The organism is Corynebacterium hiratae (genome assembly GCF_009708045.1).
GTDB lineage: Bacteria > Actinomycetota > Actinomycetes > Mycobacteriales > Mycobacteriaceae > Corynebacterium > Corynebacterium hiratae.
Window position 1 is genome coordinate 118,753 of record NZ_VIOG01000005.1, and the last position, 18,023, is coordinate 136,775.

Sequence of the window (18,023 nt, forward strand, 5' to 3'; positions counted from 1 at the left end):
ATTAATGTAGATTTATAATCCACATAGTATCCACGCGAAGGCTTGTGCCACATGCTGCAAGTCTCTGGCCTGCAGTTATGATGGTGGTTCTAGCTGGGATTGAACCAGCGACCTTTCCGGTGTGAACGGAACGCTCTCCCACTGAGCTATAGAACCTCGGTGCAGCACTTAAGGTACACCGCGCGTGTGGTAACCCCCTAATCGTCCAGCTCAAACGCGCTTTAAACTGTCTGTGTGGGTGTTAGTGTCGTGGTGGGGTCGGTCCAGGGCTTCCTGTTGCCATCGCTGCCGCTCGCTGTAACCGCAGTCTCAATCACACTGATGTAATCCGCAGGCTTTGGGGAGTCTGGGGATTAGTGCCGTGGGCTGCGGATTTGGAAACTACGGCGGCGCACGATAAAGTTTCTTCTCGCACCACGGCATACCGGCCGGGAACGTGCAATGCGGATGTAGCGCAGTTGGTAGCGCATCACCTTGCCAAGGTGAGGGTCGCGAGTTCGAGTCTCGTCATCCGCTCCAAGACTTTCTTGACGCCAAACTTTTGGCATAAGTGAGTGGAGGGTCTTGATAAATGCATAAGCGCGATTAGCTCAGTGGGAGAGCGCTTCCCTGACACGGAAGAGGTCACTGGTTCAATCCCAGTATCGCGCACAAGGACTTTGTCCTAGAAACCGGGCCTGGTTTCGAATGCGGATGTAGCGCAGTTGGTAGCGCATCACCTTGCCAAGGTGAGGGTCGCGAGTTCGAGTCTCGTCATCCGCTCCAGCACATGTAGTGTGTGAGGCGGTATCGCCACGGTGGAATGGCCGAGTGGTGAGGCAACGGTCTGCAAAACCGTGCACACGGGTTCGATTCCCGTTTCCACCTCAAATGCTGGCGCCCAAACAGGGCGCTGCGAGCGCGTTTAGCTCAGCGGGAGAGCGCTTCCCTGACACGGAAGAGGTCACTGGTTCAATCCCAGTATCGCGCACAGGGTTTCCATTTGGAGCCCGCGACGAGCGAGAGCTCGTCACGCGGATGTAGCGCAGTTGGTAGCGCATCACCTTGCCAAGGTGAGGGTCGCGAGTTCGAGTCTCGTCATCCGCTCCGGCGAAAGTGCCCCTCCGCCATGGAGGGGCACTTTTTCAATTTCTTCGCCCTTGCGTTTGGGGGTAAGGTTTTGCCTGGGTTCGGGGCCATTCACGGTAGATAGTGGCACAAAATCGCAGATTTTTGAGGCCTTGTTTACCGTGAGCGCTCAGGTTGGATAAGTTTGCCCGGGAGGTTGCCTGGGAGATGTCCAGGTTTGAGGTGGGGGCGTGTTGGAAGGGGACTTTTCCCCGTCGGTGGCCGAGCTTTTCGCCAGCCATTTATGATGTTTCTCACAGACTTGTCATCTCAAAGAAATGGACATCATGAGAGCATTCGCCCCGTTTTTGCCTTCCAGGCAGAGCGCAGTACGCACCTTTTTCGCCGTTTTCGCCGTTGCGCTTCTCGCATCTCTTAGCACGATAGCCGTGCCAGCGTTTGCACAGAATCCCACGGGCGTCACGCGCAGTGAAGAGCCTAGTTCGGCGTCCGCGGCTGACTCCGAGTCTGCACCGAGTGGAGATTCAGCAGAGGCACAGAGCGGTGCGACGATGCTTGTGCTCGACTCCTCGGGCTCTATGAATGTCCAGGATGCTGGCGGGCAGACCCGCCTTGATGCCGCGAAGGACGCAACGAAGAAGTTCGTCTCCGAACTCGGCGGCACCATTCCGTTGGGACTCGTCACGTATGGTGGCACGGTCGACGAAGCCCCTGAGAATCAGGAAGCCGGATGCCGTGATATCCACGTGGTGAGTGGGCCTAAGGAGGACGTGGGGGATTCTTTCACTGGGCCAATCGATGACCTTCAAGCTAAGGGCTATACCCCGATTGGTGATTCCCTGAAGAAGGCCGCCGAAGAGCTAGGCGGTCAGCACGGGACGATCGTCTTGGTATCGGACGGCATTGATACCTGTGCGCCGCCGCCAGTATGTGAAGTAGCCAAGGAACTCCACGACCAAGGTATCGACCTTGTCATCAACACCATCGGCTTCAATGTCGACGAGGAAGCTCGCAAGGAGCTTTCCTGCATCGCAGATGCCGCCGGCGGCGAGTATCTCGACGCCGGGGACGCAGATTCACTGGCAGCGATGATTAAGAAGGCAGCAGGGCGCGCCGCAGACATTTACAAATCCGATGTCGAGCAGATTGAAGGCAGCGAAGATATTAGCCAACCAACGCAGCTTCCTCGCTGGGAATCCGGAGAGGACTTCATCTTCCGTGCGCAACTGGAGCCGCCGACTAACGGCGGCGAGGATACTCACAAGGATTTTCACGCTGAGTCATGGTCTATTCCCGTCAAGCCTGGGGAGCGCTATGTAGCGACGATGTACAAGACTTTGGACGGCGCGGTGGTGAGGCCGCGAAGTCTCGGAATGAAGGTTTTCTTCGGTGACGGTGCCGAGCCACCAACCGGAAATCATGGCGGTGAACAAGGCTCCATTGAGTGCACAGCCGATCAGGACTCTTTCCATACTTCCATTCGCTCAGATGCTTTGCCTAGCGCGAGTGCCTTTACCCGGGAGATGGGCTCCGAGAAATGCCCTGACGATGAAATCGTCTTAACCGCGATGCGAGCGATGACCTATAAGGCCGATGAGCCTCTAGATGTGGAGATCCTTGTTCGTCGAATCGACCCAGTGACCAACATTGATGACCTAGTCAGCGGGCTGGACAGCGAAATAGAGGGAGAACTTCACGCCAATTTTGAAGGAGCAGAGAAGGTCCGCGCGGCCAGCTGGTTCGCCGATGCCATTGAGCTGGAAAGCGGAAACACCATCGAGACCGACATCGTGCTCGGTGAGGCGCAAGTCTTCAAAGTTCCCATGAAGGAAGGTCAGCAGCTAGCCGCTGCCCTAAAGGTGGGGGAGGTCTCCGATGAGGATGCTTTACAGTACACGCACATGAATGTGGAGATCCTCAACCCCGTGCGGGAGCGTGCCGGTAAGAGTGAATCCATGACGTGGCCAAAGGAAGGCGATGAAGCCAGTACCCACTCGGAGAGTCCGACAGCCTATACGAATCGCTTCGGTGACAGTGCCCCCAACGGAGCGCAAGCTCGCGCCAACTGGCTAGAGGGTGACTACTATGTCCTAGTTACTCTGGATGCGGGATCGGATTCCAATAAAGAAGATGACGTGCTTAACGGCAAGCGAGCCACGATGAAGTACGCCCTCACCACCAAGGTCTTGGGAGACCCAATCCAAGGTCCCATCTATGAGCCGGTTAAGGACGAGACTGAGGCCCCAAAGAGCGATGAAGAAGGAGCGAAAGACAAGACGGACCAAGCAGCAAGCGCCGACGAGGATAAAGGCTTGGGTCTTGGCACCCTAGGTTTTCTCTTGGCCGCAGCCTTGGGCATCATTGCGCTTGCCGTCATCATCTTGGTGGTCATCCTTCTTCGTGGCCGCAGCCGCTAGCGTTACCTGCGGGAAGTGCGGCAGAATCCACGCTTGCGTAGGCATAGGGAACTTTTCTATCGCGTGCAACGACTACTTGATAACCCCACGCACTCCACGTGGGGTTAAGGATTGGCTAGGAGATCCCTCCCAGCGATAGGATGAGGGAACCTTCAATCAAAAGTTTCATCACGCCATCAAGGAGTCATCCAAGAAATGCAGTTGCGTCAGGTCACCACAGTAGTCGCCGCTGGGGCCGTGAGCCTCGTGATTGGGCTGTCCGCGCCACTAGCCGCGGCACATGACTCAGTCATTGGCGGCAACGTGGTGGGTGACGCACCGCTGGAAGAATTCCCCCGTGAAATCACGCTGGAGTTCTCTGGCATTCCTCGGGATGACTTCAACACTTTCGCCGTGAGCGACACAACCTCCGGCGACGTGCTCTTTGATGCCACACCCACCATTGACGGACGAAACCTCACCATTGAGGTTCCCCAGGACATCGAACCTGGTGACGGCGAATACCAAGTAGGTTTTCGCATTACCTCCTCCGATGGTCACTCCACACTCGGCTCGGTGCCGTTCAGCGTAGCTTCCGGTGCTGCCGGAGGGGAGGCAGGCAATGGGTCGTCTGGAGCCTCTGGCCAAAGTGACGCGGATGCTGCCGCGGAAGACGGCGGTGCAGAGGACTCCCAGGACCCCCTGAGCTCCCTGCCCGCAGCTGCTAAATGGATCATTGGTATCGGGGCAGTTCTCGTCGTCGGTGCGGCAGTCTTCGCCTTCGGGGCGAAAACACGTCGCTCCGATGGCGCAGGCTAGGCCACACAGGGCCTCGATGACGCGCGAGCCAATCCACCTCATCCCCTTCAGGTAATTACTCCAGAAAGGCATGTTCCATGCTGAAATCCCGTTCTTTCTTCCGTACCTCCGTAGTTGCTATCGCGGCTGTCAGCCTCACCTTGGCTGGTTGCTCGCCGAGCGAGGAGGACTCGACAGCTACCGCGACGAGCACCGCGGCCAGCGCTGACAGCAGCGCAGAGAAGGGTGCGGAAACCAGCACGTCGGCTTCTTCCTCCGCTGAGTCTGGCGTAACTTTCGAGGATGCTGTCGTGCGCGCCATGGAGAAGGACTCCGATATGACCGCTATCTTCGGCACGCTCCACAACAACACGGACAAGGACATCAACGTAGTTGGCTTCAGCTCTTCGGTGAAGGCGAAGCACTACGAGATCCATGAGGTTGTCGATGGCGTCATGCAGGAGAAGGAAGGCGGCTTCGATATTCCCGCTGGCGAATCCCTCGAGCTCGCGCCGGGTGGCTTCCACTTCATGCTGATGGGCGTGACCGAGCCCGTCATGGCCGGTGAGACCGCAACCCTGACGCTGGAGCTTGCCGACGGCTCCACGATCGAGCTCGGCGATATCCCGGTGCGCACCATTGGTGCCGGCGATGAAGACTACGGCGACATGGGCCACATGAACCACGGCGATATGGACCACGGATCCATGGATCATGGTGAGCGCATGGACCACTCGGACTCCGCAGACATGTCTGACATGAAGAAGGAAGAGCACGAGCACTAGAAACCAGCGTGCTCCGGGCCAAGGTAGGAAAGAAATCGGTTCTCACGAGATAGGGAGATATCAAAGATGAGCGGGTTCGCGGAACCTGTCAGCCGGCGTGGACTGCTCGCCGGAAGCGCTGTGGCGGCAAGCGCGGTAGCGCTTGCAAGCTGTGCGAAAGGGGATGAATCTGGACAGGCATCTGCGGATGCCTCCGCGGATGCCTCTCGCGCAGCGCAGGCTGGGGACGCCGGAAGCACCGGCCCGGAAAACCGCGAGGAGACCATGGGTGGCGATATCGTCGCCTTCGACGGCAAGCACCAAGCAGGCATCCAAACTCCGGTCCAGGCGCACGTGGAGCTGGTGGGCTTTAACCTCAAGAAGGACACCACCGCTCGCGGCGCGGCCGCGTTGATGCGCCTGTGGACGGAGGATGCCCGTCGCCTCTGCACCGGTGAGAACCCGTTGGGCAGCCTCGAACCCGAATTGTCTACCACCCCAGCAAACCTCACCGTCACGTGCGGTTGGGGAGAGGGATTCTTCGACACGGTGGACGTCGCCAAGCCCAGCTGGCTGCGCGATATCCAGGCTTTTGACCATGATGACCTCCGCCCGGAATGGGGCCAGACAGATATCGTCCTGCAGATCTGTAGCGATGATCCTTTCACTGCCGCCTTCGTGTTGCGGCATATGACCCGTGCGGGCAAAGATTACGCCGACGTTGCGTGGATCCAGCAGGGATTCAGCCATGCCTATGGATCTGCACCGAAGGGTGTTACTCCCCGCAACCTCTTCGGGCAAAAGGACGGAACGGTTAATCCCCGAAGCGAGGAAGACTTCAACGAGCAGGTGTGGATCGAAGACGGCCCCTTCGCCGGCGGCAGCGCCATGGTGGTACGCCGCATCCACATGAACCTGGACACATGGGAGCAGCTTGATCGCGCAGCACGTGAGAACTCGACTGGGCGCACTCTCGATACCGGAGCTCCTATAGGTGCTAACGACGAGTTCGACCCGGTGGATTTGGACGCCCGCAACGAGTTTGGGCTCAAAGCCATTGATGAGAACTCTCATGTCGCCAGAGCGCATCCGCCGGCGGAGCATCCAGAGCAAAAACTGTTGCGTCGCCCGTATAACTACAACCTGCCGCCGACTCCGGAGACCACCCAGCGCGGTGAGCTCAGCAACGCCGGGTTGATCTTTATTTGCTACCAGAAGGACCCTACGACCCAGTTCGAGCCTATTCAGGCGCGCCTTGACGAAGCTGATCGGCTCAACGAGTGGATCACCCACATTGGTTCGGCCGTGTACTTCATGCCAGCCGGAACTGAAGGCGAAACCTTCTGGGGCGAGTCGCTCATACGCAGTTAAGAGGGGTAGACTAAGCCGCTGTAACTTTCTCGATGAGTGCTGCTCGGCCAGGTATGTCGAGCGGCGCGTGAGCGCAAAGGAGCGCACCAAGTCATGGCGGAAATGATTCCAGCAGTCCCGGTGAACTACGACCCGATCACGGTCCCGGCCGGGACTGCCGTGGGAGCAGCGATGCGCGAGCATGAGCTGCCCAACAAGGGCCCCGAAGCAGTTGTCGTCGTCCGCGGCGCCGACGGCACCCTCTACGACCTTTCCCACACCCCGGACACGGACGCCGAGTTCACCCCGGTTGCTGCCTGCGAAGAAGATGGCCGCGCTGTTATCCGCCACTCCTGCGGACACGTCATGGCCCAGGCAGTACAGGCGGAATTCCCCGGCACCAAGCTGGGCATTGGCCCGGCCATCGAGAATGGCTTCTACTTCGACTTCCAGACCGCTGAGCCCTTCACCCCAGAGGACCTCAAGGCCATTGAGAAGCGTATGAAGAAGATCATCAAGGGCGGCCAGCGCTTCGAGCGCCACGTCTATGCCACCACCGAGGAGGCTGAGGCGGCATTGGCCAACGAGCCCTTCAAACTGGAGCTGGTCCAGGACAAGGGCAACGTGGACCCAGATTCCGATGAGGCCGCCGAGGTGGGTGCCGGAGATCTGACCCACTATGACAACGTCAACCCGCGCACCGGCGAGGTGGAGTGGTTCGATCTCTGCCGCGGCCCGCACGTGCCGACCACCAAGTACATCCCGGCATTCACCCTGACGCGTTCCTCTGCTGCCTACTGGCGCGGTGACCAGTCTAAGGCTGGTTTGCAGCGCATTTATGGCACCGCCTTCGAATCCAAGGAGGCCCTGGAGTCCTACAAGACCATGGTGGAAGAGGCCGAAAAGCGTGACCACCGCCGCTTGGGTGCTGAGCTGGACCTATTCTCCTTCCCGGATGAGATTGGTTCCGGTTTCCCCGTCTTCCACCCCAATGGCGCTACCGTTCGCATGGAGATGGAGGAGCACTCCCGCCGTCGCCACATCGCGGATGGCTACTCCTTCGTGTCCACCCCGCACCTGACCAAGGGTGATCTTTTCAAGAAGTCTGGCCACCTGGATTTCTACGCGGATGGTATGTTCCCGCCGATGCAGCTCGACGGTGAGTGGGATGAGGACGGCAACTGCACCAAGCAGCCGCAGGACTACTACGCCAAGCCGATGAACTGCCCAATGCACAACCTCATCTTCGCCTCCCGCGGCCGTTCCTACCGCGAGTTGCCGCTGCGCCTCTTCGAGTTCGGAACGGTCTACCGCTACGAAAAGTCCGGCGTTATCCACGGCCTGACCCGCGCTCGCGGCTTTACCCAGGATGACTCGCACATTTACTGCACCCCGGAGCAGCTCGAAGAAGAGTTGACCAAGGTTCTGGAGTTCATCATTTCCTTGCTCAAGGACTACGGCCTGGATGACTTCTACCTTGAGCTGTCCACCAAGGACCCGAACAAGTACGTTGGCTCGGATGAGATCTGGGAGCGCTCGACGGCCATCCTGCAGTCGGTGGCGGAGAAGTCCGGCCTTGAGCTGGTCCCGGACCCGGCAGGCGCGGCCTTCTACGGCCCGAAGATTTCCGTTCAGGCTCGCGATGCCATCGGCCGTACCTGGCAGATGTCCACCGTGCAGCTGGACTTCAACCTGCCTGAGCGCTTCGAGCTCGAGTACACGGCGTCGGATGGCTCCAAGCAGCGCCCGATCATGATTCACCGTGCCCTCTTCGGCTCCATCGAGCGTTTCTTTGGCGTGCTCCTAGAGCACTACGCGGGTGCATTCCCGGCGTGGCTGGCCCCGCACCAGGTGGTGGGCATTCCAGTCGCTGATACCTTTGCCCCGCACCTCGAGGAAGTTTGTGCGCAGCTGCGCGCACGCGGCCTGCGCGCTGACGTGGATACCTCCGATGACCGCATGCAGAAGAAGATCCGTAACCACACCACCGGCAAGGTGCCATTCATGCTCCTGGCCGGTGAGCGTGACGTCGAAGCGGGTGCGGTCTCCTTCCGCTTCCTCGACGGCACCCAGGTCAACGGTGTGCCGGTCGAGGCGGCAATCAACGTCATCGAGGCGTGGGTTCGTGAGCGCAATAACGAACAACCGACCAAGGACAGCATCGCCGAGCGCGTCTAGATGCATATGCATCTAGACAGAGGCTAGAAAGGGAGAACATACAGAGTGGCAGAGTACGTCGATACCGGCCTGGGAACGCCCGACCGCTTAGAGCGCCTATGGGCGCCGTACCGCATGAGCTACATCAAGCGTGAGGGCGGCGCCGGCGACGTGCCGAAGAAAGCCCACAATCCGTTCGTGGAGATTCCACAGATGTCGGACGAGGACGGGCTCATCGTTGCCCGCGGCGAGCTTGTCTACTGTGTTCTCAACCTCTATCCCTATAACGCAGGGCACATGATGGTGATCCCATACCGCCAAGAATCTGAGCTGGAAAACCTCACCGAGGAGGAATCCCGTGAGCTCTTCCAGTTTGCCCAAGCAGCTATCCGGGTTCTCAAGAAGGTCTCCGGCCCCGATGCCGTCAACGCTGGATTCAATCTGGGGCGCGCCTCCGGTGGATCGGTGGGGCAGCACCTGCACATGCACATTGTTCCGCGCTGGAGCGGGGACTCTAATTTCATGACTATCGTGGACGGCGTCAAAGTGCTGCCGCAGCTCCTCAAGGACACCCGCTCCCTGCTGGCGCAGGGGTGGGCAGAGCTCGCCGCCGAGGGAATCATCTTAGGAGAAGCGCATGCTTAGTGTTCATGGGCGCAAGCCCGCCGCCGTGGTTGTGGTCCCAGTGGCCAAGCTCTTCCTCAAGATGGGCCTGACCCCCAATATCGTCACCATCGTGGGGACGATTGTCACCATTGCTATCTCGGTCATCCTCATCCCGCTCGACCACCTTTTCGCCGCAGCGCTACTCTCGGGGCTTTTCGCAGCCTTCGACATGCTCGACGGCACCATGGCACGCCTGACTACGGGCGGTTCCAACTTCGGAGCTACTCTCGACGCCTCCTGTGACCGCATTACCGACGGCGCATTGTTCGCAGCGATTGCCTTTTGGATGGTGTACGTCGACAATGCTCACCCGCTTAACTTCGCCGCCTGCATGGTGGTGCTCGTGAGCTCCCAGGTCATTTCCTATGTCAAGGCGCGCGGTGAGGCCTCCGGCTTTAAGATGGTCGGCGGACTCGTCGAGCGCCCCGAGCGCCTGATTCTGGGCCTCGGCGGCGTGGGTCTGGAGGGACTGGGGGTTCCTTATGCCCTAGAAGTCTCGCTCTGGCTCCTAGCTGTCGGTTCTGTCTTCACCATTTACCAGCGCATGCGCCAAGCGGCGCGCCAGGACACTAAAGCGCGTTTCAAGAAGGATCTTTAGCCTAAGTAATCGCTCCGCTCAGCCGGCACCCGACCCCGGCCCGCACAGAAAGGCTTCTCAACCGTGGCTCTAGTGGATCGTGAACGCCTGACGGCCGCCGCGTACATCGCGTGTTGGAAAGTTGTACGTTTTCTCCCACAGCCACTGGCTGCCTGGCTGTTTGAGCGCGGCGCGGATCTGGCCAGCGACAATGGCAAGGGCATGGAGCAGCTGCGCCGCAACCTCAGCCGCGTGGTGGGCGCCGAAAACGTGACGCGCGAGCTGGTGCGTGACTCGATGCGTTCCTACATGCGTTACTGGCTCGAGGCCTTTCGCTTGCCTGCCATCCACTCGGACCCCGAGCTGCAGAAACGCCTATTGGCAGGGCTGCGCGGCAAGGAGCACGCGGACGCCTCCGTGGCATCGGGCCGCGGGGTGATCTTCGCCCTTCCACACTCCGGCAATTGGGACATGGCGGGTGTTTTCTGCGTGGGTCATTATGGCGGATTCACCACCGTGGCCGAGCGCCTAAAACCCGAGGCGCTTTTCGACGCTTTTGTGGACTACCGCGAGAGCCTTGGCTTTACCGTCTTGCCGCTGACCGGCGGAAGTTCCTCGCCTTTTCCGCGTTTGAAAGACACCCTGGAGCGCGGTGGCGTGGTGTGTTTGTTGTCCGAGCGTGACCTCACACGCACTGGTGTGCCGGTAGACTTCATGGGCGAAGAAGCCAACGTTGCCGCAGGCCCCGCCCAACTCGCCATCGAGACGGGAGCGGCCCTCCACGTGGTGCACTCGTGGTTCGATGGTAAGGAATGGGGCTTGTCCGTCAGCCCCGAGGTGGAAGTTACCACTCTTCACGAGACCTGCCAGCGGCTCGCAGAAGGCTTCGCAGAAAACATCCGAGCGCATCCAGAGGATTGGCACATGCTGCAGCCGCATTGGAACGCCGACGTAGAACGTCGGCGGGCGGCGCGCGCGAAGAAATAGAAAGGCAGAACACATCATGCGGATCGGTATCATCTGCCCCTATTCCTTCGACGAACCTGGCGGCGTTCAGGCCCACATCCTTGACTTGGCTACTGTTTTTATTGAACAGGGCCATTATGTGGAGGTGCTGGGGCCGTCGTCGGCAAGCACGCAGGTCCCCAGCTTCGTGCGCAAGGGAGGCTGGGCGGTGCCGATCACCTATAACGGATCTGTGGCCCGCCTGTCCATCGGCCCGCACGTGCGCCGCAACATCAAGCGCTTCATCCGCGAGGGCAACTTCGATATCCTCCACATTCACGAACCGAACTCCCCAAGCTATTCCATGGCAGCCTTGGCACTGGCGCGCGGGCCGATCGTGGCGACGTACCATGCATCCGCCTCCAGTTCTCTCGCGCTGACTCTGGCCAAGCCTTTCCTGCGCCCATATCTGGAAAAGGTCCGGGGTGGGATCGCGGTCTCGGAGATGGCGCGGCGCTGGCAGGTGGAGCAGCTTGGCGGTGACCCGGTGCTTATCCCCAATGGCGTGGATACCTCCGTGTATGCCCGCGAGCGGGAGCGGGCTGAGCGTGAGCGACGCGATTCGGAGATTGAAATTGTGTTTTTGGGACGCCTCGATGAACCGCGCAAGGGGTTGGACATTCTTCTCGAGGCCCTGACGCTCCTCCCAGAGCCCGTCCGCGTGACGGTCATGGGCGGAGGGCATCCGCGAAGCGCCCCAGGGGTTGAATTCGTGGGCCGGGTTAGCGATGCTGAGAAAGCAGCCATCCTCGGGCGCGCCGATATCTATGTGGCTCCCAATACGGGCGGCGAAAGTTTCGGCATCGTCCTCGTTGAGGCGATGGCCGCCGGCTGCGCGGTCGTGGCTTCAGATTTGGAGGCCTTCGCCGCGGTGTGCAACGTCGATTCGGATACACCCGCCGGTGCTTTGTTCCGTAACGGTGATGCCACGGATCTAGCCCGCGTGCTGCACGATGTGGTGAGCGATTCCGGCAAGCGGCACGCCTTGACCGCAGCGGGAATGGAGAGGGCTCGCGAATACGATTGGGACCATGTGGCCGCAGCCGTAATGCGCGTCTATGAAACGGTAGCGGACGGAACAAAGGTGCGTGTGTCTTAAATGCCGATCGAAGTTGTCATCATCCTTGCTCTGGCGATTGTGCTCGGAATGTGGGCCCTGTACACAGCACAGCGGCTCAACTCCCTCCACATCCGCACCGATGCGGCGTTAGCGCAGTTGGAGTCCACGCTCGACCGCCGTGCGGCGGTCGTGAGCGCGCTGGCGCCGGAGCTCGAGGGCATTGCGGCGAGGGCGGAGTCTACCGACCTGGCGCAGGGGAATTTCGATGAGCGTGCCACCCGGGAGCGAGAGTTGTCCGCAGCCATCCAGCAGCGCTTTGAATCACGTCCGGCTTTGCTTGCCGACGCGGAAGGGCGCATTCACCTAGCTCACCGCTTCTACAACGAAGCAGTCAGCGATACTCGTGCGCTGCGGTTGCGCCCCGCTGTCAAGCTGCTGCGCTTGGGGGGAACAGCGAAGCTGCCTGAGTTTTTCGAACTAAGTCAGATCGACATGTGAGCTGCTCGCGCTGCGCGATACTCGAGGCGGTGCCAGTAGAGAGCCAGTACAGCCATCACGAGGATGAGCTGGTTGCGCAGTACGAGGGCATACACCGGGTTGGGGTCCTCACCGACATAGAACCAGATGTAGTCATAGCCATAGGGGTAGATGACGGTTCCCAAAGCCGCTGTTCCCACGGCGAGGACGGCCATGATGGTGCGGACCCCTTTGATATCGGCGGCCCTCTGCCGTTGCCCGGCGGGTGACTTGGGGACGGGGGAGCGAAGCGCCACCGCTAGTATCGGCCCGAGCCACACGATGTACTGCGGGGAGAAGACTTTATTCGTTGCGATGAGAAGCAGAATCGCCGCGATGAAAAAGACCACGGTGGAATGTGGGCTCCAGAACCCCCGTAGAAAGTGCGCGAATGCTACGCCCACGATCCACACGAGGGCCGCGCCCGTCGCGATGGTGCTGATAGCGAGTGCCGTGTCGACGCCGGGACCGGAGATCTCATAGCTCTTCGAGGCCGCGTATCCCATCGTCCACACATTAGGATGGCGATGCGCCTGGTACACGAACCACGTAGCGGCTAGAGACTCAATCTGGAGACCACGCTCACCTTGATACGTCAACGGGGATAGAACCCTATCCACGCTGGTCATCGCTGCTACACCGAGGCACAGGGCAAGAAGGCTTCCAAAGAACGCGGCGAGCCGCCGCCAGGTATCGCGGGAGCTTGCTCTCCCGACGAGCCCGCAGCGAGGACCCCCGGCCACAGCTTCGCGGCGGTGGCCCACGCCAACAAAGCTGAGGCGAGCCGCGGGCGGGTAGCTAGTAGCGCGCCCGCACCGGCAACCAGCAAGGCAGGATAGAGATCGAGCCGCCACGCGAAAACGTGGCCCGCCGCGGTGCCAAAGAACACCCAAAACCATCCGGCGCTATATGCCCCAGGGGTGGAACGGTGATGGCGTAGGAGAAGGGCGAGGAAGGCGCCGTCGGCAAGCAGCACCATTGCCGTAAAGCCGATGGCATAGGCCTCGAAGTCGTCGCCGGTAATCCACGCAAGGAGGACGCTGGGCCAGGTGCCCACCTGGGGATATTCCGTCATGTCACGGGGGTTATCTCCGTATACGCCCGCGAGGTAGTACCGGACATCCCCGAGCGGACCCGTTTCGTTGACCAGTAGGTAGATAAGGAAAAGGCGTGCCAGCACCCATCCAGCCCAGATAGTCGGGACTTTAGCGATTATTTTCAATGGCGGATTCGACGTCGACGGGTGGGCCCAAAAAGAGAAGGATGCTAAACACTACGGCAACGACGAGCAGCGCGATGAGCGCGGTGCGGACGGGGTGGCGCACTGCCTGGGCTAAGAGCTTGTCGAAGAAACTCTGCGGCTCCGCGTCATCGCTAAACCGCCACGGACCAGCAACGAGCCCGCGCCGCGACACCCACAGCGCAAAAGGCAATGCTGCGAAGGGAATCACGGTGACAACCAGGCCCAGGATCCCGATGCCCATTGGCCATCGGTTGTTAATCCACACCAGGGCCGTCATGAGCAAAAAGCACAGGAAGCCAAAGCCGTGGATACCTCCCGCAAGTGGGGTGAGTGCTGCGGTGGTGCCCGAGTACTTGAGGATCATCGAGACGATCAGCAATCCCCACGTGACCATTTCCAGGTAAGCGGCTACGCGGTGCACGCTGTGCGGCGTGGTTGAAGTCATGCGGAATATAGTACGCAACCTCCGGGGGTGGATCAGCACGTGAGTAGGATAGTCGGGGTTAGTGTGGCGGGCGCCATATCGCGGCGAACGCCACAACGCACAAGGAAGGGAGCAAGACATGGCAACGGTGGCCCAGGCGGTCGACCTCGAGCGAATCGGCGACGACGAGTTCCGCGGCCCCGTGGTTCCATCGCTCATTACGCGCACCTTTGGCGGGCAAACCATGGCGCAGGCGCTCCGCGCGGCGCAGCTCACCGTTGACGACAAGTTTGCCCACTCCATGCATTGCTACTTCGTGGGGCCGGGCGATTCTGGCGCTCCCACCACCATCCGGGTCGAGCGGATTAGGGATGGCCGCTCTTTTGCGCATCGACACGTGCGGGTCTTTCAAAACGATCGCTTGATCTTCATGCTCAGCGCTGGTTTCCAAGCGCCAGGGGACAGTGGCCCTGAGCACCAAGCAGACATGCCGCAGGTGCCGCCACCGGAGAGTATTAAGGACTCGCCCTATTCCACCCGAATCATCTTGAAAGAGTGGGAAGACTGGGATGTGCGGCTTGTCCCGGATGCGGACCGCGACGCGATTGCCGCGGAAACCACCGGAGCCGGGTTTAGGAATATTTGGTTCCGTAACACTGGTGACTTTCTTACCACTGCCGACCAGTCCCTCCACCAGGCGGCGCTGCTGTATATGTCGGACATGACGCTGATTCGTACAGCATTGCTTCCGCACCAGGGCGAGAGGATTCAGCTAGCCAGCCTGGACCATTCTCTGTGGTTCTTGCGGCCAGTTCGAGTGGATGAGTGGATGTTGTATTCGCAGTCCAGTCCGTCAGCACAAACGGGGACGGGGCTCGCAGAGGGCAAGATTTTCAATCAGCGCGGCGAGCTACTGGCCGTGGCGATGCAGGAGGGCCTGACGCGTATCCTGCACCCGGACGCCGAAGGCTCAAGTGCCAACGGGAATTGGCAAAACGTCTAGCCCCCGGGGTCAGCAACACGGCGTGCGAGACCTACGCGCGGACCCCTGTTCCTGTGGATACAGGACAAGGCCGTATAATTGCAGCAGTTTCTACAAGCTTTTTATATAGCCACATCGAAAGGGATGACATGGCAGGCCACTCTAAATGGGCAACAACGAAGCACAAGAAGGCGGCGAACGATGCCAAGCGTGGCAAGGAATTTGCCAAGCTGATTAAGAATATCGAGGTGGCTGCCCGCACCGGCGGCGGTGACCCGGCGGCGAATCCCACCCTCGATGACATGATTAAGAAGGCCAAGAAGGCCTCTGTTCCTAACGACAACATTGAGCGCGCCCGCAAGCGCGGCTCCGGCGAAGAAGCCGGCGGTGCCGATTGGGAAACCGTAATGTACGAGGGCTATGGACCGAATGGTGTTGCCATGCTCATCGAGTGTCTGACGGATAACCGCAACCGTGCAGCCACCGATGTTCGTACCGCGATGTCCAAGAACGGCGGCAACCTCGGCGAGTCCGGTTCCGTCGCATACATGTTCGCCCGCACCGGCTTGGTGTTGGTGGAAAAGGGCGAGCTTAGTGAGGACGACGTCCTGCTCGCCGTGTTGGAAGCCGGCGCTGAAGAGGTCAACGACAACGGCGAGAAGTTTGAGATTACCTGTGCACCGGGTGATATCCCCGCCGTGCGCGAGGCGCTCGTGGCTGCCGATATCGAGGTCGATGACACCGATACCGACTTCCGCGCCTCGGTCGAGGTGCCGCTGCAGGCAGATGATGCCCGCAAGATCTTCCGCCTCATCGACGCTCTTGAGGATTCGGACGATGTCCAGAACGTTTACACCAACATGGACTTGAGCGAAGAGGTCCTCGCCCAGCTGGACGAGGACTAACGCGGCTAGTCGAGCTTGAGGCCATCCATGCCATGAGCAGTTACCGTCTCTGACAGCGGGGCACGGCCCGGGGATGTGTTGAACACAGGGCTGGACTCGTCTGCAATGCCGAAGGTCAGGGCGGTGACAAGCTTGTGCTCCTCGTCCACTCCGAGGAATTCACGGACGGTTGGGGCGAGGAGCGAAATCATGCCTTGCGGGACGCCGTGGTACCCGTGTGCCTCGAGCGAGAGTAAGAAATTCTCTGCATAGGTACCTTGATCAAAGGCAGCGCGGATACGATCGCCCATTGGGGGAATGAAGAGCAGAGCCGTGTGTGGGGCGCCGAAGAAGCGAAGGTTCTCACGGACAAATTCCGAGCGCGCTTCCTTATCCTCGCGCGCAATACCGAGGAGCCCGTACATCTTGGCTGCTAACGCCTGCGAGCGCTGCGGGTGAACGCCTTGACCGTAGTCAATCGTGAAATCCGGATTGATTCCACTCTTATCGAACTCAGCAATGAGAGCCGTGCTCAAGTCCTGCAATGCCGTACCGCCAACCAGGTGCACATTCCAGGGTTGGGTATTGGAGTTGGAGGGGGCGGATTGGGCGTCGATCAGCACTTGCTCTATGACTTCTGCGGGGATGGGGTCCGGAAGGAACGCGCGCGCGGAATGGCGGGAACGGATGAACTCAGAAAAGCCATTAGGATGTTGAGGCATGCGCGCCACTCTACGACCCACGATCTGAGGGAGTGTATTCGGCTTGGGGGACTGCTTGCACTAGAACACATGTGTGTACACTGTTTCTAGATAAACAAGTGGTTGTATAGGGTGAGAATAAAAAGGCGAGGAGGCAGCCGTGAACTTGGAGGGGTTGCGCGTTATGGGTATTGATCCCGGTCTAACGCGTTGTGGTCTGTCTGTTGTCCAAGCCGGACGTGGGCGCGCGGTCATTCCCATCGCCGTGGGTGTCGTCCGCACGCCCAGTGACAAGGAGCTGGGAGAGCGCCTTAAGCGGCTGTCAGTTGCGGTTCGGGAATGGATGGATGACTATAAGCCGGATGTCGTGGCACTCGAGCGAGTATTCGAACGCGGTGAGGTATCAACGGTGATGCAGACCGCGCACGCAGTCGGCGTCTTGGTGCTTGCAGCCGCAGAGCGCGACATCCCAGTGCACATGTACACCCCGTCGGAGGTGAAGAAGGCGGTGTCGGGCAACGGGCGCGCTGATAAGAAGCAGATGACCGCCATGATCACCCGCATTCTGGGGCTCAGCGAGGCGCCCAAGCCAGCGGACGCTGCGGATGCCTTGGCCCTTGCCGTCTGCCACTGCTGGCGTGCGCCGGCTCTGGCATGGATGAGCGGGGGTGATCCGAGTGCTGGGGTGGGGGCTGGGGCACGAACGAGCGGTGTGCGCGGCACCTCACCACGCACCGCGTCCGTCTCTCGGGCGGCGAAGACGACCTCTTAAGCTATGTGGTACATCCACTCGAACCAAGGAACCTAGGTAATGATTGCATCTTTGCGCGGAACCGTCCTCGACATCCAGCTTGATCATGCCGTGCTCGAATGCGCCGGCGTGGGATACAAGGTGCTGGCCACCCCAGCCACGCTGGGCACGCTCCAGCGTGGTGAGGAAGCCCGAGTCATGACCACGCTCGTGGTGAAAGAAGATTCGATGACGCTGTACGGGTTCACCAGCCAGGATGACCGCGACATGTTTCACGTCCTCCAGACGGTCTCTGGGTTGGGGCCCAAACTGGCGCTGGCCGCGTTGTCCGTGATGGGCGCAGGTGATTTGGCCCAAGCAATCGCGGGGGAGGAGGCTGCACGGCTGCAGAAGATTCCGGGGGTAGGAAAGCGCGTGGCGCAGCGTTTGATCCTAGAACTCAAGGACAAGGTGCAGGCGTTTGCGCCCACGGACGGTGCTGATCCTGCGGCCTCCGCCCCTGCAGCTGCCGGCCCCGTGGTGGAGGATGTCGTTGAGGCGCTCATTGGGCTGGGCTTTACGGACAAGATGGCTCGTCCGGTGGTGGAATCGGTAGTGGCTGAACAGCCCGATGCAGCGACGCCGGTGGTGCTGCGGGCAGCGCTGAGCCAACTGGGCGCGAAAAAATAGGGGAGAGTGGGT

The 18,023-nt window shown here is 60.2% G+C and carries 18 protein-coding genes and 7 tRNA genes; 20 read left to right on the top strand and 5 right to left on the bottom strand.

Annotation, left to right across the window (positions count from 1 at the left end; all coding sequences use genetic code 11):
- Positions 1–81: 81 nt before the first annotated feature.
- Positions 82–156, bottom strand: a tRNA-Val gene (locus tag FME68_RS05815).
- A gap of 287 nt (positions 157–443) precedes the next feature.
- Between FME68_RS05815 and FME68_RS05820 the strand changes: the two genes are divergently transcribed.
- The 16 genes from FME68_RS05820 (at position 444) to FME68_RS05895 (ending at position 12,339) form a co-directional block, all read left to right on the top strand.
- Positions 444–519 (top strand) — tRNA-Gly (locus tag FME68_RS05820).
- A gap of 60 nt (positions 520–579) precedes the next feature.
- Positions 580–651 (top strand) — tRNA-Val (locus FME68_RS05825).
- A 38-nt stretch (positions 652–689) separates the two neighbouring features.
- Positions 690–765, top strand: a tRNA-Gly gene (locus FME68_RS05830).
- 31 nt (positions 766–796) lie between these two features.
- Positions 797–867, top strand: a tRNA-Cys gene (locus tag FME68_RS05835).
- 31 nt (positions 868–898) lie between these two features.
- Positions 899–970: transfer RNA gene (locus FME68_RS05840), tRNA-Val, on the top strand.
- 43 nt (positions 971–1,013) lie between these two features.
- Positions 1,014–1,086, top strand: a tRNA-Gly gene (locus FME68_RS05845).
- Positions 1,087–1,496: 410 nt separating this feature from the next.
- Positions 1,497–3,485, top strand: coding sequence for a vWA domain-containing protein (locus tag FME68_RS05850; protein WP_328287737.1), 1,989 nt, complete (start codon positions 1,497–1,499; stop codon positions 3,483–3,485).
- A gap of 195 nt (positions 3,486–3,680) precedes the next feature.
- Positions 3,681–4,283 (top strand): copper resistance CopC family protein, encoded by a 603-nt coding sequence (locus FME68_RS05855; protein WP_046648167.1) that lies wholly within the window; start codon positions 3,681–3,683, stop codon positions 4,281–4,283.
- Positions 4,284–4,360: 77 nt separating this feature from the next.
- Entirely contained in the window at positions 4,361–5,047 is a 687-nt protein-coding gene (locus tag FME68_RS05860) for a copper chaperone PCu(A)C (RefSeq protein WP_144012929.1), read from the top strand.
- Positions 5,048–5,113: 66 nt separating this feature from the next.
- Entirely contained in the window at positions 5,114–6,397 is a 1,284-nt protein-coding gene (locus tag FME68_RS05865) for a Dyp-type peroxidase (protein WP_070516912.1), read from the top strand.
- A gap of 93 nt (positions 6,398–6,490) precedes the next feature.
- Positions 6,491–8,554 (top strand): threonine--tRNA ligase, encoded by a 2,064-nt coding sequence (gene thrS, locus FME68_RS05870; RefSeq protein ID WP_158396584.1) that lies wholly within the window; start codon positions 6,491–6,493, stop codon positions 8,552–8,554.
- 45 nt (positions 8,555–8,599) lie between these two features.
- Positions 8,600–9,178 (top strand): ATP adenylyltransferase, encoded by a 579-nt coding sequence (locus FME68_RS05875; protein ID WP_328287738.1) that lies wholly within the window; start codon positions 8,600–8,602, stop codon positions 9,176–9,178.
- Positions 9,171–9,797, top strand: coding sequence for a phosphatidylinositol phosphate synthase (gene pgsA / locus FME68_RS05880; RefSeq protein WP_046648162.1), 627 nt, complete (start codon positions 9,171–9,173; stop codon positions 9,795–9,797). Before FME68_RS05875 ends, pgsA begins: the two co-directional genes overlap by 8 nt.
- A gap of 63 nt (positions 9,798–9,860) precedes the next feature.
- On the top strand, positions 9,861–10,763 hold the full coding sequence (locus FME68_RS05885; protein WP_046648161.1) for a phosphatidylinositol mannoside acyltransferase: 903 nt from the start codon (positions 9,861–9,863) through the stop codon (positions 10,761–10,763).
- A 16-nt stretch (positions 10,764–10,779) separates the two neighbouring features.
- A complete protein-coding gene (locus tag FME68_RS05890) occupies positions 10,780–11,880 on the top strand; it encodes a glycosyltransferase family 4 protein (RefSeq protein ID WP_158396586.1) in 1,101 nt (366 codons plus the stop codon).
- Complete coding sequence (locus FME68_RS05895) at positions 11,881–12,339, top strand: LemA family protein (protein ID WP_071409732.1); 459 nt, start codon at positions 11,881–11,883, stop codon at positions 12,337–12,339.
- Here the strand turns inward: FME68_RS05895 and FME68_RS13225 are convergent.
- The 3 genes from FME68_RS13225 to FME68_RS05905 form a co-directional block, all read right to left on the bottom strand.
- Positions 12,324–12,956: a hypothetical protein gene (locus tag FME68_RS13225; protein ID WP_230308909.1), complete on the bottom strand. Its 633-nt coding sequence runs from the start codon at positions 12,954–12,956 to the stop codon at positions 12,324–12,326. The genes FME68_RS05895 and FME68_RS13225 overlap by 16 nt on opposite strands.
- A gap of 35 nt (positions 12,957–12,991) precedes the next feature.
- Positions 12,992–13,432 carry a hypothetical protein gene (locus FME68_RS13230; RefSeq protein WP_230308910.1) on the bottom strand — a complete coding sequence of 147 codons (441 nt, stop codon included), beginning with the start codon at positions 13,430–13,432 and terminating at the stop codon, positions 12,992–12,994.
- Between the two features lie 130 nt (positions 13,433–13,562).
- A complete protein-coding gene (locus tag FME68_RS05905; RefSeq protein ID WP_158396588.1) occupies positions 13,563–14,045 on the bottom strand; it encodes a DUF3817 domain-containing protein in 483 nt (160 codons plus the stop codon).
- A gap of 118 nt (positions 14,046–14,163) precedes the next feature.
- Here FME68_RS05905 and FME68_RS05910 point away from each other — a divergent pair, with 118 nt between their 5' ends.
- Positions 14,164–15,027, top strand: a complete 864-nt coding sequence (locus FME68_RS05910) for an acyl-CoA thioesterase (RefSeq protein ID WP_144012923.1) — start codon at positions 14,164–14,166, stop codon at positions 15,025–15,027.
- A 128-nt stretch (positions 15,028–15,155) separates the two neighbouring features.
- Positions 15,156–15,911 carry a YebC/PmpR family DNA-binding transcriptional regulator gene (locus FME68_RS05915; protein ID WP_102234139.1) on the top strand — a complete coding sequence of 252 codons (756 nt, stop codon included), beginning with the start codon at positions 15,156–15,158 and terminating at the stop codon, positions 15,909–15,911.
- Positions 15,912–15,916: 5 nt separating this feature from the next.
- On the opposite strand, the gene FME68_RS05920 is transcribed toward FME68_RS05915, so the two are convergent.
- Positions 15,917–16,612, bottom strand: coding sequence for a nitroreductase (locus FME68_RS05920; protein ID WP_158396591.1), 696 nt, complete (start codon positions 16,610–16,612; stop codon positions 15,917–15,919).
- Between the two features lie 139 nt (positions 16,613–16,751).
- Here FME68_RS05920 and ruvC point away from each other — a divergent pair, with 139 nt between their 5' ends.
- Together ruvC and ruvA are read left to right on the top strand one after the other, a co-directional pair.
- On the top strand, positions 16,752–17,363 hold the full coding sequence (gene ruvC, locus FME68_RS05925; protein WP_049154893.1) for a crossover junction endodeoxyribonuclease RuvC: 612 nt from the start codon (positions 16,752–16,754) through the stop codon (positions 17,361–17,363).
- Positions 17,364–17,402: 39 nt separating this feature from the next.
- Complete coding sequence (gene ruvA / locus FME68_RS05930; protein WP_158396593.1) at positions 17,403–18,011, top strand: Holliday junction branch migration protein RuvA; 609 nt, start codon at positions 17,403–17,405, stop codon at positions 18,009–18,011.
- Positions 18,012–18,023: the final 12 nt, after the last annotated feature.